The following is a 17,660-nucleotide window of genomic DNA, read 5'->3' as shown; positions in this document are numbered from 1 at the left end:
TTAGTATCTAAACCTAGTACGTTACTATTAACTATTGGAACCCCTGCTCCGGTAACACCATTAACCGTAGTCGATAAAGTGTTGCCAGTACTTGTGTTGGATACCGTAGTTGCAGGAATTAAGGTACTTGGGTCTATATATTCCCAATCCGTACCGTTCCATTGAATCATTTCTCCGGCATTGTTACCATCTGCCAATTTCCCCAAGGTTACAGCCTCGTCAGCTAAATCTGCTGTCTCTACTGCTCCAGGAGCTATTTCATTGGTTGTTATTCCGTCCGTAGAAACCGCTAATCTTAATGGGTCTACCGTAGAGCCTGCTCCAGATAAAGTTAATGTTCCATTTGATGGACCAACCACCTCATTTCCTATTATACCATCATTTTCCGTTACCGTTACCGAACCTAAATCGATTAAAATCCAATCGGTACCGTTCCATTGCATTACTTGACCGTTGGCAGTACCGTTCGCCAATTTTTCCAAGGCTACGGCATCATCCGAAATATCGGATGTCTCCACTGCACCTGCAGCTATTTTATCCGTGGTGATGGCATCGTCCGCTACATCCAAGGTCACGTCCTTGAACACTGAATCGTCACCTCCCGTAATATCTATGGTACTGTTCGTTGACGAGATCGTTCCGTCGGCGATTGCCGCTTCGTCGACTTCCAAAGCGCCTGTCGTTGCATTCTGCGCAAGACCTGCTCCAGCTACATCTGCGTTAATGGTCGCCGCGTTCACCGCATCCGCCGCAATATCCGAAGATTCCACTGCGCCCGCAGCTATTTTATCCGTGGTGATGGCATCGTCCGCAACATCCAAGGTCACGTCCTTGAACACAGAATCGTCACCTCCCGTAATATCTATGGTACTGTTCGTTGACGAGATCGCTCCGTCGGCTATTGCCGCTTCGTCCACTTCCAATGCACCTGTCGTTGCATTCTGCGCAAGACCTGCTCCCGCTACATCTGCGTTAATGGTTGCCGCGTTCACCGCATCCGCCGCGATATCCGAAGATTCCACTGCGCCCGCAGCTATTTTTTCCGTAGTGATGGCATCGTCCGCAACATCCAAGGTCACGTCCTTGAACACAGAATCGTCACCTCCTGTAATATCTATGGTACTGTTCGTTGACGAGATCGTTCCGTCGGCTATTGCCACTTCGTCGACTTCCAAAGCGCCTGTCGTTGCATTCTGCGCAAGTCCTGCTCCCGCTACATCTGCGTTAATGGTTGCCGCGTTCACCGCATCCGCTGCGATATCTTCACTTACAATGGTACCATCTAAAATTTCAGTGGTAGTTATGGCATCATCTGCCATCTTTGCATTTGTAATTGCGTTATCTGCGATTGTTAATGTAACGTCGTTCAAAGTTGAATTAGCTCCACCGGTAATATCAATATCACTTGATGTAATACTACCGTCACCAACGATATCCGTAGGATCTACCGTAACCGTATATTCCGTATTGTTTCCGGTAACCGATGATGTTACATCTATTCCCGTTCCTTCGACAACCGTGGTCGTAAGCTCGCTTGATGTAATAATACCATCCAACTCTTCTAAAGCGGATTGTACATTGGTTGTAGTAATGTTTCCTGCCGGGGTTACCTCAACCTCACCTGCATTCTGATCGTCAGCTGCAAAAAGTCCGTCAGTTTCTACACTAAGATTGTTTCCTGCTGCAGCACTGATCTCAGACGCTACGGTATATTCCGTATTGTTCCCGACTACCGTTGATGTCACATCTACACCATCTCCCTCAACAACCGTGGTCGTAAGCTCGCTTGATGTAATAATGCCATCCAACTCTTCTAAAGCGGATTGTACATTGGTTGTAGTAATGTTTCCTGCCGGGGTTACCTCAACCTCACCTGCATTCTGGTCGTCAGCTGCAAAAAGTCCGTCAGTTTCTACGCTAAGATTGTTTCCTGCTGCAGCACTGATCTCAGACGCTACAGTATATTCCGTATTGTTCCCGACTACCGTTGATGTCACATCCACACCATCTCCCTCAACAACCGTGGTCGTAAGCTCGCTTGATGTGATAATGCCATCCAACTCTTCTAAAGCGGATTGTACATTGGTTGTAGTAATGTTTCCTGCCGGGGTTACCTCAACCTCACCTGCATTCTGGTCGTCAGCTGCAAAAAGTCCGTCAGTTTCTACGCTAAGATTGTTTCCTGCTGCAGCACTGATCTCAGACGCTACAGTATATTCCGTATTGTTCCCGACTACCGTTGATGTCACATCTACACCACCTCCCTCAACAACCGTGGTCGTAAGCTCGCTTGATGTGATAATGCCATCCAACTCTTCTAAAGCGGATTGTACATTGGTTGTAGTAATGTTTCCTGCCGGGGTTACCTCAACCTCACCTGCATTTTGATTATCGGTAACCATAGTCCAGTTTGTACCATCGTAAACATATAGTTCATTTGTAACCGTATCCAAATACGTTACCCCAGGATTATTATTTGCCGGAGTTCCTGTTGGTGCACCTGTACCACTTGTTGTAAGTTCGTTCGTTGGGTCAATATCCAGATCTAATGCATTGGCTGCAGCTATATCCGCTATGGCCTCTTCCACTGTTGTCTCGTCTACACTATCGCCATCAACATCCAAAGGATTGGTCAATAAGACTTCCGTACCTTCTTGTTCGTCGGTATTAACAAGTGCTGCAACATCCGCTAAAGGAACAGCTACTACATTACTATCAGAATCAATGATATCCAAAGTACCATTAGTATTATTTACTGTAAAAGTTACATTAGTAGTATTTGTATCTACAATTGCTGCTATGTCCGCTAAAGGTATTGAAACTGTATTTAAGTCACTATCGGTGAGAATCAAGTTTACCCCATCTTCGGTCAAGGAAGCATTGGTTGTATTTGCATCTGTAGATGTATATTCCCAAGAATCACCATCCCAGAAATAAATTGTACCGGTATCCGTATTTACATACAAATCTCCTAAATCCGCTCCTGCAGGTGTTACACCACCTGGTGCAGTAACATCAGTTCCCTGAAGTACTTCACAATTACATTGATCCTCTAGGGTCACGGTCGTCTGTGCCATAGAAATACCAGATAGCAGTAATGCAAATAACACCATTGTAAATTTAATGGCATTACCCAAGGTTGTAGTAGTTCGACTTTTCATACTTTTAATATTCAATTCCACCTTCAAAAATTCTTTGATCATATAGGTCTTAAAAAAAGGTAATTACCAAAAAACATTAATAATCGATTCATACTAGATGGATCTATGGTAATCACAATACACAAATATTCATTTTAAGTAGTGCTCACTAAAATAAATGTTGTGTAAGCCAATATTTATGACATATAGTCTTATATATATGAGGTATAGACATGTTAAAACTTTGCAAAATGTTATTGTCGTTCGTCGAGTATACACTGTTATTCGGGTAGTTTTTGGTTCTATAAAAAACCAAGGACTTTTTATTGACCACTAAAAAAAGTACTGTTTAACATTAATGCAAACGATAACCTAAACTTCTAAACAAACCTTCTTTAGCCTATAATTATATGCTTAAAAAAACATTGGTTTAGAGTTTCCACATTCAAGGAATTACAAAAGAAGGAACACTAAATTTTAATTAGGTTTTATACGGTATGTTATACGTTTATTTGTAATTACAGTTCTAACATTTACAAATAATAATGCTGCGTTAGATGGTGTTTCCGTACAAGATGTACCGGAATTTGAGGCGAGAAGTCTATAAGAATACCCTTCTTTTTCCTTAGGAACGTTCAACACATTTAAAGTTAACGTTTGAGTACCAGAATGCTCAGAATCATCCACTAAGTTTACATAGTTAACCCCATCGACACTTACTTGCCATTGATATGTATCCGCATTGGTTACATTAGCCGTAAACTGGGCATTTTCACCAGTTAATACAGTCCGATCCACTGGTTGTGTTACAACCATAACTTCCGGGGTGGTATTAATATCATAATCTCCCAAGCTTACCGGGCAAGCGTTATTACCCCAGCGTACCCATAGCGGGTATGTTCCTGCAGGAAGGTTTGAAAACGTATAACTGCCACTATTATCTGCCGCACTGGTATAATTTGCCCCATCATCGATACTAAACTTAATACCGGTTCTATTTGGGTGGTCTGGAAAATTAAAGGTAATTGCACCATTATCTATTCCACAAGAAGCATTATCAGTATTTATGGTTACGGTTGGATTAGAATAAACAGTAACATTAACAGTATCGGTATCACTACATCCATTAGCATCTGTTACGGTTACCGTATACGTTGTTGTAGTATTTGAATTTGGATTGCCTGTCGGAGTTACAGTTATTGTAGGTGTTGTTTCCCCGGTGCTCCAAACATAAGAGTAGCCAGAACCACTACCACCAGTTGCCGTGGCTGATAATGTTGCGGACTCACCGTCACAAATGGTTTGATTTGAACCAGCATTAGCCAAAGGAGGTGCATTTTCGATAATTGTTACAGCTGTTCTAGTACCACTAACACAACCTGTAGAAGTATTTCTTGCTTCGGCATAGTACGTTCCTGCCGAAGACGGCTGATATGTTAAACTATTATTTTGAAGTAAGTTACCTCCTGAAGAAGCATCATACCAGTCTATAGTTTCTGTACCTCCACTCGTACTTGCAGAAATTTCAGGTACTGTATCTCCTTGACAATATTCTTTATTACCGTCACTAGTAGGAGGATCTACTACCGGACAAACACAGTTTGGTGCCGTTACCGGTAAATCTCTGCTACAATTACCTTGTGTTGAAGTCACAACCACATCTGTACCATCGGGAATATCTGCTATTCTCCAAACATCACCCGAAACGTTGGTTACCGTACCATCTGTGGCAGTTACCGTACCACCGCTAACGGCAACTTCAAAAGAGTAGGTTGTTGGTTGAAACAATCTAAAATTACAACTTGGTGAGCTCGTAACCGTGATGGTAGGTGTAGGCTCAACAGTAACGGTGACCTCATCTGTATCTGTACATCCACTACTATCTGTAACGGTAACCATATAATTGACCATTACATTTCCACTAGTATTTCCTGAAGGTGAAACGGTGATACTTGGAGTTGTTGCGCCTGTGCTCCACTCATATGTATAACCACTACCACTTCCTCCAGTAGCCGAAGCTGTTAATGTTGCGGATTCGCCATCACATATGGTCTGATCTGAACCAGCATTTGCTATCGGCACTTGAACAATTAGCACCGCTTCTTCTGATGTAGTATTTTCACATACATAAGCCGGATTAGATATCACGACCCTATATCTATTATTATGATCTGATAGCGAAGTGTTTGTTATTGTTAAGGTATTTGTATCGGTACCGCTATATTTTCCTCCTTCAGAGATATTAGTCCAAGTACCGCTAATAATTTCTTGCCATAGATACATATCTCCTGCCGAACTGCTCACACTAAATGAAGCCGATCCACCTGGACAAGCGTTGGCATCTTCTGGTTGATCCGTTATTACAGGTGCTTGCCCAACCTGTAAAAAATCATAATTACCATTATTATCACCGTCAATAGGTTCACTATATGAAGCAGCCGTTACCAATCCATTTTCATTTACCGCGGGTATACCTGAACCATACATACCATTGCCATCTGCATCGGATGATGTATTTGCATAGGCTTCATCTGCGTCATTACACCCATCGCCGTCACTGTCATCATCCAAATGATTTGGGTATGCATCGCCATCTAAATTACCAGACCTACAAGCAATAAAATTAAAATGAATGTCGTCTATAATTGAGTAGTTTTCTGATGAATCATTAATTTGACCATAGACATAAAATCTAAAAGTATATTCTGTATTTGCCTCTAAATATACAGACCCTATATCCAAATGCTGAAATGTGGCGTAATTACTACCATTATCCGTATGGAAAACATCTGTAGAAAGGGTAGTCCACGCGTTAGAACCTGTTCTTGTAAATACTGCTGATGAATAATAGGAATCTCCCCTGTAAGGTTGATACCAACCAGAAGTAATTCCGCTCAATTCAAACGAGGATACCTCAGAACCAGTTGTAAAAGAAACCTCTATATAATCTTCATTTATTATTGCCTCTCCTTTATCAACTGCCGTTATTGGCCGTATTTCTATATTACTTCCATTTACATTAAATATAGACGTATTCAATATCATGGCATCTGTATTCTCCAAAACCCAATCATTTGTTTCCGAAGCGTAGGTAGCATCCATATTCAAATTTCCGGAAGGTGAGTTTAATGTCCATGCAAACTGACTAGAAACACTTTCTAAAGACTCGTCACAATCGGATATGCCATCATTATCATCATCGTTATCACATCCGTCGGGAACGCCATCATTATCACTATCAATGGCATCATCAAAATAAGGACATTTATCATTTGCATTGTTCACACCATCACCATCATCATCACATTCATCTGCTGTTACCGTATAATCATTACTACTACCTAAACCTTGCCCACCATTTGCCGTCAGAGGAACACCATTACTATCTACCCCTCCTGAAATACTTCCATCGCCATTTAAATCTGAAAAATTTAAACTCTCGCTACCTTCCAAAGCATCAAAACAACCATCTCCATCACTGTCTAAATCGTAAATATCCACAATACCATCACCATCGGTATCACCACAACCAGTTGAAAGAACTACATTATCCACATACATTCTATCATGATTTGTAGCAGATGAAATACCATTAAACCTTAGTTCTATACTATTAGAAGTTGGAATGAATGAAAATGTCCTCGTTGACATGTTCAAGGTTTCATTATTATTTTGCGCCCTCCCTCCGTTTGCTGAAACTATTTGATTGGAAGTTTCGGTAAATTCAACCTGCCCACCTATTAAGACATTCAAGGTAACTTCGCGACCATAACTGTTGTCAGCTCCTAAGTCAAAGGTGATAGTATTCTCAACACCTGGCACTACATTTATAGTCTGATAAAAACTGGCAGTACCCGTACCGTTCCATTGAGGAAACCAAGCCCTATTGGTGTCCATATTCCATTGATTACCGCTTCCTGTCCATCCCGGAGCATTGAAAATCCAATATCCAAAATCGCCATTATCAACCAATGCGGCCGATATGTTACATTCATCGACATCTAAAATACCGTCGTTATCATTATCTAGATCACAAACATCATTAATACCGTCACCATCAGTATCTATACCCGTAGGGTCCGTACACGGCTCAAAGATCCGTACTGTTGCCGTATCACTTTTTCCTAATGAGGGACAAAGAGAATTGGTAGAGTCTGTTATGGTGTAGTCAAAAGTAGTTTCGCCGGGAAAAGGTGTTGCTTCATTATACGTAAATGTTACCAAGCCATTATCCGCATCATCTATAACCACAGAACCCACTGATGGTTGAGTAATACTTTCAACAGAAAAATCATCTCCGTCAGCATCAGAATCGTTTGCAAATAGATCTATCTGAACCGATACATTATTTCCATATGATACTTGTTCTTGATCATTATTTGCCTCAGGGGCATTAGGATTTTCAATTAGTTCAGCATCTGTAGTGGTCAATGTATAGTGATTTGTTCCTGCGATAGTACTTGGCTGCGCAATAGCAGTAGCCACTAATCTGGAATAGCCACTAGGATCAGATGAATCATAAAAATTTGGATAATGAACTTCTATAATATAAGTTTCATTCTCACCTAAAGGCAAACCAAAATGTACTTCTTCCGGTTGTTGGGTACCATGACCATAGACTCCATTTACTTGTCTTAATCCACTAATAATATTTCCCGAACAATCTCTGATCAACACATTTGTACCAATGGCTACCCTCCCTAAAAAACCGCCTGTATTACCATTAGCACCTCTATCTTCGGTAACATCTATCAATAGATGATTATTTCTATTGGCTGCCGGTAAATTATTAATATATAATTGGTTAGCACTATTGTTTATATTGATGTAAATATCCAGATCACCGTCATCATCTACATCAACCATTGTAGTACCTTCACCGTCTCTTCCTGAGTTAAATTGTTCAGCATCTAGTGCAAAATTCATTGCCGCACCACTACCAATTACACCTGGAGCGGGAGTTGGACTATTCAATTGATTGATGTACAAATAACTTCTACTGTTACCTACTAAAATAATATCTATATCACCATCATTATCTATATCTCCACCTGACAAAGCATCTATACGAGCGCCTGAACTACCATTGTTTACATTACCCGGTTGTGGTAACCCTGGAAAAGAAGCTGCTCCTAAAGGAGTAAATACCCCTCCCCCATCATTTCTATGTATTTGCGTAAGGCCATTCTCCGTCCATACCGCATCTAGATCACCGTCGTTATCCAAATCCCATAATCCATTACCCCCTTTATTATTGTTGGCCGCCTGACCTAGATCTGCTCCATTTGAAAATGAGCCACCTTGATTTAAGAAAAAGTCATTTTCATCTCGTTTACGCATGAAAATATCAACCCAACCATCATCATTTACATCGGCTGCGGTACCATAATCCCCATCCGTGGCAAATTGGTTTAGACCAAATTCAGTTACGCCACTACCGTTACCGGTCGTAATATGAGTGAACAAGGCATTTGGTGCCGGGTTTGCAACAGTATGATTTGTATGGTCAATAAAGTTATTTCGCAACAACTCAATACCCATATCATGATTATCAAAAAAAACGTCTAAATCACCATCACCTTCAAAATCAAAAAAACCAACGCCTTCTGAATTTACAGCTGGAACTACTATTGTTGAACCCGATCTACCTATGGTTATTGGGTTGTACCCCCCAATACCGTCACCGAATGTACCGTCTGTATTTTGAATAAAAATTTGAATAGCCTGTCTGGCATTACTATTACCAGATGAATTTATCATGAAATCTGGTCTGCCATCATTATTGACATCTCCCCAAACTGCTTGTCTTTCGGCATAATCCCCTAACATGCCGGGTGCCAAAATTGATTGCACATTGGTAAACGTATTGTTACCATTGTTGCGCATTAAGAAACTTTTTACGTTGGCATTATTATTATTTTCGAGAACGAGTACATCTAAATCACCGTCATTATCAAAATCTGACCAAGCGTGCCCACCATCTTTTCTTTGTCCTAAATCTAGGCCAAAAGCAGCCGCGCTTTCTGTAAAGCTCGTTTGTGCATTTAGTCCAATACCCGAAAATAAAACAATAATTACACAACCAACAAACCCTAATTTTATCCTTTTTTGTAGATAAAATTCCATTAACTTTTCTTTATTATGCTAAATGAGGGAGTTTATAGCATGATTTTACCATATAAAAATCAGAATATATGTACAAGGCGTGAAATAATTGTTGCAAAAGCTTATAATGTAACGGTGAACTCATACTATTATGTAGAGTGACCTAGCCTAACCAATAGGAAACAAACCCTGCCAGGGTTCACATATATAAACAGCCTAACGTAAATTCTAATTAGCTTTAATACGATAGGTAATATTTCTATTAGTAATTACCGTATAAGCGCTTATAATAATTTCTGGAGAAAACTCAGATGTTGAGTTACTTCTTGTACCAGTGGTTGTAATTAAATCTCCTACAACGGTACCTGAAGGTAATGGAAATACAAATTTATATTTATTAGTATTGTCAGAATTACCGTCCGGGTCTGCATACGAAGAGGTGGTAGCATCTTGGTCATCCCCACTACCTTCTAAGGCTGTTCCAATATAGGTTTGACCTTCACCATAATCTTGGGTAAGCCCCAACCGATTGTCTCCTAAAGTAGCTGTACCTTCATTAACATCTGTAAAAAACACCTCAATTATACTACCTGGAGATGCCCAACCAGTAACCACCAAATTAGATCCTGAAATAAACGCGGAATTAATGATTGGGAAATTTTCTAAATTGTTTGGACCGGAATCTGAATCGGAATTATCGTTAAGGGTTACGCCATCCATGCCTAGGTCAATACCCAAGCTAGGCACTACGGTACCATTTGCATAAATACTGTTCTGGGAAATGGTGTTTGATGCACCAGAAAGAACTACCACTCCCTCACTGCCATTAGAATAAATTCTATTCTGATCAATTACAGAATCATCACCTGAGAGTTTTATAGCCATACCTTCGTAGCTACCGCTACAATCACCTCCGTTTTGACCTGATAGAAGAATGTTATTGTTTGAGACCGTAACTCCGTCTACATTATTAATCTCAATACCAGATGCTGCTGCCGATTCTATAAGATTCTCTTGAATGACAATTGTACTACCATCTTCTATAAGAATATTATCATCACATGCCGAGTTACCGTTGGAGTCTAAATGATTGAACTGAACGGTGCTACGTGTACCACCATCTATAAAAATACCAGCTATGGTATTTGAGGATAAATAATTTGAAAATGCCGATAAATCACCACCTGTTTGCTCAATACCATAATCTATGTTTCCAGCAGACGCACCTAGCGCGTTTACTCCCAACAAATTGTTTGAAATGGTTGCCGACCCTCCTTGAACTCTAACCCCTGCATTATTATTCGCATATAATGATATATCTCGTATCGTGACATTTGAACCGTTTAATCGTAAAACATCACCACCATTTCTATGAATTTGTATTTCCGGTCTAGTATAATTAGGCAATGCCGTATTTGCAATGCCTACACCGGCTCCACCAGAACCAACTGTGCCAGCATTTGAATCACCTGAATAAGCCGTTTGGGTTCTACCATCTATGATTGTATTTGTTCCTGTAATTACAGAAAAGGTATTTGCATTATCCAATAAAATATCAAAGTAACCTGCAGCATTATAATTTACATCGGCTGTTCTACCAAAACTATCTCCGGTAGGTGGTATCATAAAAATTGATACATCTTCTTCTGCTGCGGGATCAAATATAGCATTTGCTTCAATATCCAAACCAACTTCACCCAAGGTGTTACTATTTAGAATAAACTGTTCTAGAGAACCCTGACCAAATTCATTAGTATTTACAATAGTATTAAAGTTGTATCCAAAATCGATATTGGCAACACCACTACTTGCTATACTTACCAATGATAAACTCTGAGAATCTTCAAAAACCCCTAAGGCAGAATCTGAGAAGGCAGTTGGGTCTGCTCCTCCAATTTCATCCAATACCTCAATATTATTGTTAACATCCCCATAACTTCTAAAAGTTTGTACAGGTACACAAGTAGTACAATTAATACCATTTGCTCGGGTTGATCTAACTGTGGAGTTTACAAGTTTTACAAAATAATCACCATCTGCCATACCCCCAAAGCTATAATCACCACTCACTTTAGAAGTAGTTCTTCTCACAAAAGTACCATCGCTTTCATATAATTCTACAATGGCACTAGATATACCTACACCGTTGGCATTGGTCATATTTCTACCTTGCCCGCCACCGTAATTTACATCTTCAAAGACAGTACCTGCAATTAGGTTTGAAGGCACCTTTAATACAACTGCCGCAGATATCACAAAATCCTGTCCAACATCTACATTTGCCGTGACTTGAGAATCTCCTGGTGATACAAAAGTTGAAATATCATAGGTATCTAAATCTACCCCATACGTTGTACTAACATTATAATCTGGCGTGGTGGTATTATCATACATTGTAGAGTTATATGCGTTATTACCTGTTTGACCACCGTCACCAGCTAACGTAAAATCTTGATTTGCTTGGTTCGTAATTGATAATCGTTCTCCATTTGGATTTGTTGTACCCGAACTATTACCGTCAAGGGTAGAATCTCCTTCCCAAGATAAAAACGATGCCTTGGCACCAGCACCTGCAATAGCATAAAAACTGTCCAAAGTAAAAGAATTGCCGTCATTACTTAAACCATCAAAACCTTGGTATAGATTAATGTTCACCGCTGGTAAATTTGGGTCTTCATAGAAAACGAACAACGTCCAACCACCCAATACCGTAGCAGAAGAACAATAGGTGTTGGAATTATCTACTGACAAGCCAGAAAAATCAAATACATTGGTTGATGGGTCTGCCACACCTTCAACAATATTGGTTACATCACTTACATAACCGTAAAAATTTCTATTCGTTAACGTAGTTTGATATTGATAATTGGCATTAACTGTTTGTCCCTCAAAAGTAACGGTTCCGTCTACCACCGTACTAGAGTGCGCCCAATATAAGTATGCTTTTTTTATTGTGCCTGTATTGGGTATTGGTGAAATCAGGGTATTTGAAGATGAAGTCGTTATTGAACAGGCATCTGTATTATTATCATTTGTTCTTAACGAACCACCTGTGGTAGAATAATCAAAATAACCGTCAAATTCTTGAAATAACGTAAGGGGATCATTTGCCAATATTTGAGAATTAATATAACCATTGGCGGTGTCACTATAATCAACAGAAGCATATTGTGCCGTTGCATCAGAAAACCCAACCGTAAAGAACTCTACTAATTCAGGTACGCCATCGTCTACAATGGGAACTGAAAAAGTTTGAACGTTGCCTACCTCACCGGTAAATGTAAGTGTTCCGTTTACAGAAATATAATCACTACCATTATTTGCAGTTCCATCACTTACCATATACTCTACGGTAAACGGCGTTTCTATAAAACCAAAGAAGAAAGATTGATAACCATGCCGATCGCGTACATGTGTTACCGTAAAAATAGCACTACCAGAATCTTCATCCACATATACGTCTTCTACTACAATTTTAGGTCCGGGAGGCGAACAACTAACACTAGCCTGCCAACCATTACCTGTTGTATTATTATTTGATGTAAACCTAAATGTTAAGCAACCGTTAGTATTAGTGGCAAAAATTTGTGTGGGTACATTATCATTATCATATTGTCCAATTAAAGTTGCACCGGTACTATTACCATCATATACGTATAAAATATCACCGGGAATTACATCAAACTGTTCAAAATTAACTTGCGTATAATTATTTGCGGTATCTGGACAAATAGTATAAACCAAATCTTCGTTATCAGAGTAATTACTGATCCCGCCAGAATCTAAAAATGTATCATCACAGGTAGTTGCAGAGCCCCCATCAGTCATAATTAAAGCGTCATTTGCCAAGATAGTACCGATAGCGGTATCTGTAATATCAACATCTGTATTCGTTGTAGAGGTAAATGACAAACCAAAAGTTTCGTCACCTTCAAAAATAGTATCATCAGTAATAGGGACAGTTATAGTCTCCGTATCATTTATATTTCCATTAAAATTTAACGTACCAGATGAAACAGAATAATCCTGACCGGAAATGGCAGATATATCGTTGGTTGTATAATTTACACTATAAGCACTTGTGCTGCTACCTATATGTCTAACTGTAAATATAGCTGTACCATCATCCTCATTTACAGTGACATCTTCTATTTCTAACTCCGCGCCGTAAGTAGCAGTAAACTGAACATTGTCTACATATATAGTATCTGCATTACCCCAACTAGTATCTCCTCGATAAAATATTATTGCAGGGTTTGAATCGATTTCAGCCGCACTTAAATTATAGGTTATGGAACCCGTTCCATTATCAATCCTTTGAATAAAGTTCCATTGATTACTATCGGCATTATACATAAAAACGTCTATTGCCTCGCCACCTGCTGAAGTTGCATCATAATCTAAAGTTAAGGTGGCCGAAGACGCACCTGCAAGAGGAACAAAACGATAAATCCATCCGCTATCTAAATTCCTAAAACGAAGCCTTCCACCAGTAACTCTTATTCTTCCATTGAATGCCGAATTATTATCATTTTGCTCTACCCAATTACCACTAAAATTTTGTGTCCCGTTATTATTTGAATAAGAAGTACTGCTAAATGTATCCAAATATGTTTCTTGAGCAAAGAAACTAGTTGAACAAAAAAGAAAAATTAAGTAATAATATTGTTTTAATCTCATAATCAAATTAATGGGGGTATTGAAATGCAAAGTTTATCTACAATCAATATCATCCGTAAAAATAACTATGTCTTAAAGCAGGGCACAATAAATGTTGTGAAGTTGGAAATAACCTAAGTGAATACCTTAAATGGAGCTGTTAAAATAAAAAATTATTAGGTAATTGGTCTATTATCAACCTTATATACTAGGCTTTCAAGCGTATTACTAACTAAAAAAGCAACCCTAATAGAGTTGCTTTTGATTGTAATATTTTATACAAATTATTCTAAAATAATAAACTCAGACCTTCTATTTACATCATGTTTTGCTGATGAACATTTAATACCATCTTCACACTCATTTAGCAATTTTGTTTCACCAAAGCCCTCACTTACAAGTCTGGAAGAATCTATCCCCTCTTTAATCATATAATTCACCGTAGATTCTGCTCTTTTTTGAGAAAGCCACAAATTATATGCTGCAGGTCCTCTACTATCAGTATGGGAATTTACTTTTAATTTTAGGCTTGGGTACTTTTCCATAGCCGCAATTACCTTTTCTATTTCTACCTCAGAATCTTTCCTGATATTATACTTATCAAAATCAAAATATATTGTACTCAATTGTAAAAGTTTTGCCAAATCATCTCCAAAACCAGCAGTTAAACGATCTCTTTCCAAATAAAAATCAATTATTTTAGGTTTTCCATCCGATGCACCTATATATTCTTCAAATGGAATATAGCCCTCCATTAAAGCTCTTACAAAATTCCCTTTATGACAATCTAATTCTAAACTATAGTTACCTTTAGAATCAGTTATGGTCGATAGTAATTCTTCATTGTTTTCATCCAAAACTTTTACAGTAGCCCCTATTAAAACTTCATTGGAAATTTTATCCCTAACCGTTCCAGTAACTTTTTGATTACAATCAAAAATTAATTCTTTTGTCTCCGTAAAACTATAGATATCATCATTACCTAATCCCTCATCTCGATTGGAAGCAACATAACCCGTTCTTAACTCTTCATTAAATATAAAAGTAAAATCATCACTGCTACTATTTATAGGTTTACCTAAATTAAATACTTTACCTGAAAAATCTTGTCTTTTAATTTTGGTAGCAAAAACATCCAACCCACCTAAACCAGGATGACCATCAGATGAAAAATATAATATTTCCTCACTTGTTATAAAAGGAAATGTCTCTCTTGCCTCCGTATTAATATTAGAGCCTAAGTTTTGTGGTGTACTAAAAGTGCCATCTTGATTGATTGAAACCATAAATAAGTCCGATTCCCCAAATGTACCCGGCATATCCGAAGCAAAATATAAGGTTTTTTCATCTGGACTCAAAGCAGGGTTTGCTACAGAATAAGAATCGCTATTAAACGGTAGCTCTTCTACTTCGCCCCATATTCCTTCATCAGTCATTTGCGCACGTAAAATTTTTAAACGTACGATTCCCTTTTCATCTTTTACAGTCTTTCGCTTCTCTATATTATTGCGCGTAAAAAATAAAGTTTTACCGTCTTTTGTTATTGCGGAGGTCGACTCATGATAACGGGTATTTACATTTTCCCCAAGCTTTTTAACCTGATTTAAGGAAGAACTATCCGCATTTACCTCATATAAGTCTAAAAAATCTTTAGCATTCCACGTATGACGATATCTTGCAAAATTACCTGTATCTCGATCAGAAGAAAAAATCAAACCTTCTTTATAAAATGAAGGAGCAAATTCTGAATAAGGGGAGTTAAATTCAAAAGGACCCAAATTATACCTCCCTGAATTTTTTTCTATATCAGCCATAAAATCCGCTTCATCATTAAAAGCAGTTGCTCGACCATCCTTCTTAGTTATATCTATAAACTTGTTCATTATAGACTTAGAGGTGTCATACTCGCCAGTTGATTTTAATGCTTGAGCATATTTAAAATAGTCTTCAGCAGTTACTTCATTTGAGTAATCCGATACTAACTGCTTGTATATATTTGCAGCATCTTTGTAGTCAGCATTATAGTAATAAGAATTCCCTAATTTTCGTAGTAAGTCTGCAGAAACATATCCTTTTTCCAAGACCTTTTTATAAATATCTATTGCCGGACTAAACGAGTATGATTCAAATTTCTCATTTCCTTTTTGAATTAATCGCTCTTGGGCAAATGCCAATCCGTTACAAATCAAAAAGGTTAGGATAATAAACTTTACTTTATGTTTCATATATAAAATTGCCTTTTAGAAAAATCGTGGTGAAACCAATTTTTGAAATGATTTTACCAACTCATACCTTAAGAGTACCTCAAATGATCCATCATTAAACTGTGTACCACCTAAATCAGTGGTTTCTCTATCATATGCAAGCCCAATCATAAATTGGTCTGATATTTGGAAACCTGCCATAGCGCTGACTGCGGCATCCCAACGATATGCTGCACCGAATGTAAATTTCTCATTAAACATAAAATTGGCAGATACGTCAACTTGTAACGGAGCGCCACCAACTACCTTAGTAAGTAAAGCGGGCTTAAACTTTAAATTGCCGTTCAAATCAAAAACATAACCGGTAATCAAATAAAAGTTAATTCTTTCTTTAGATAAAAACCTAACAGAATTGGCATCTTGCTGAGAATTATCAAAATGTTCCGTTTGGAAAAGATTAGGTGCTGAAAGTCCTGCATAAAATTCATTAGAATGATAATATAGACCCACGCCAACATTTGGTGAGAATCTATTTTCTATATTATCTGAATTAACCGGCTCCGAATCAAAATTTCTTAATTTATTGAAATCAAGATTTAAAAGATTACCACCTGCTTTAAGTCCAAATGAAAGTTTTCCTTCTGCGGATACATCTATGGTATATGAAATAACAGCATCAAAATATGTTTCTTGTACAACACCATCACCTATTTCATCATTTACAATTGAAACACCATAACCTAGCTTGCTGTTTCTAATTGGAGATTGAATGTTGAGGGTTTGTGTTTTTGGAGCACCTTCTAAACCTACCCATTGCGATCGGTATAAACCTGTTATGCTTAATTGTCCCCTGCTACCTGCATAAGCCGGATTTACACTCATGGTATTAAACATATACTGGGTATATTGTGCATCTTGTTGGGCGAAAGAAGTTCCACAAACAAGTAGTAAACCTCCAAATAGAATTAAAACCTTATTCTTAATATTCATATTTTATAATCTATTATCTACTAATATACAGATATTCACTATCTACTTTACTTTCCCCATCAAGGGTTGTGTAATCAAAAATATAGAAATAAATTCCGGATGGAAGATATTCTTCAACACTTAGGGTTGATCGCCCTCTTGATCTTCCATCAAAAACATTATTTTGATTGTTGTAATTCTCACCTTCATAAACCGCAACTCCCCATCTATTAAAGATTCTTAAAGTGCTATTTCGAATTTTATCAACTCCTCTAATAAACAAAAATTCATTTCTGCCATCCCCATTCGGTGTAACCAATTGATTTACCTCAATGGCATTGTCAGTTGGATCAGTAGGATTATCATTCACCACATTTATTTCTATTGTTGCGGTATCACAATTACCCTCTAAATCACATACGGTATATTCAAAAGTATCAGTTCCTTCAAAACCATCATTTGGAACATAGGTAATCATATCATCCGAAATATCATCCGGCGTTCCTCCGTCATTAACTTCAACCGTTCCACTAGAAGGGTCGGTAACCGTTAACGTCCCATCGGTTGGAATACCGAAATCATT

6 protein-coding genes are annotated in these 17,660 nt (G+C 38.2%); all 6 read right to left on the bottom strand.

Annotated elements, in window-relative coordinates; all coding sequences use genetic code 11:
- Positions 1 to 3,161: beta strand repeat-containing protein (locus VBZ51_RS16420; protein ID WP_416577611.1), on the bottom strand; the 3,161-nt coding region annotated here is incomplete at its 3' end.
- A gap of 456 nt (positions 3,162 to 3,617) precedes the next feature.
- Complete coding sequence (locus VBZ51_RS16415) at positions 3,618 to 9,266, bottom strand: FG-GAP-like repeat-containing protein (protein ID WP_416577610.1); 5,649 nt, start codon at positions 9,264 to 9,266, stop codon at positions 3,618 to 3,620.
- A gap of 207 nt (positions 9,267 to 9,473) precedes the next feature.
- Positions 9,474 to 13,853 (bottom strand): Calx-beta domain-containing protein, encoded by a 4,380-nt coding sequence (locus tag VBZ51_RS16410; RefSeq protein WP_416577609.1) that lies wholly within the window; start codon positions 13,851 to 13,853, stop codon positions 9,474 to 9,476.
- A gap of 335 nt (positions 13,854 to 14,188) precedes the next feature.
- Entirely contained in the window at positions 14,189 to 16,129 is a 1,941-nt protein-coding gene (locus tag VBZ51_RS16405) for an OmpA family protein (protein ID WP_416577608.1), read from the bottom strand.
- 15 nt (positions 16,130 to 16,144) lie between these two features.
- Positions 16,145 to 17,098: a type IX secretion system membrane protein PorP/SprF gene (locus VBZ51_RS16400; RefSeq protein ID WP_058106079.1), complete on the bottom strand. Its 954-nt coding sequence runs from the start codon at positions 17,096 to 17,098 to the stop codon at positions 16,145 to 16,147.
- A gap of 13 nt (positions 17,099 to 17,111) precedes the next feature.
- Positions 17,112 to 17,660 (bottom strand): gliding motility-associated C-terminal domain-containing protein (locus tag VBZ51_RS16395; RefSeq protein ID WP_416577607.1); only part of this gene is annotated, 549 nt, incomplete at its 5' end.

The organism is Maribacter sp. HS, assembly GCF_048059195.1.
In the GTDB taxonomy this organism is placed as follows: Bacteria; Bacteroidota; Bacteroidia; order Flavobacteriales; family Flavobacteriaceae; genus Maribacter; species Maribacter dokdonensis.
The sequence above is the reverse complement of the archived record's forward strand: the minus strand, read 5'-3'. Positions and strand labels throughout refer to the sequence as shown.

Bases quoted from the DNA above. Each gene is read 5' to 3' on its own strand.
- VBZ51_RS16415 (WP_416577610.1), bottom strand. From the start codon at position 9,266: ATGGAATTTTATCTACAAAAAAGGATAAAATTAGGGTTTGTTGGTTGT.
- VBZ51_RS16400 (WP_058106079.1), bottom strand. From the start codon at position 17,098: ATGAATATTAAGAATAAGGTTTTAATTCTATTTGGAGGTTTACTACTT.
- VBZ51_RS16405 (WP_416577608.1), bottom strand. From the start codon at position 16,129: ATGAAACATAAAGTAAAGTTTATTATCCTAACCTTTTTGATTTGTAAC.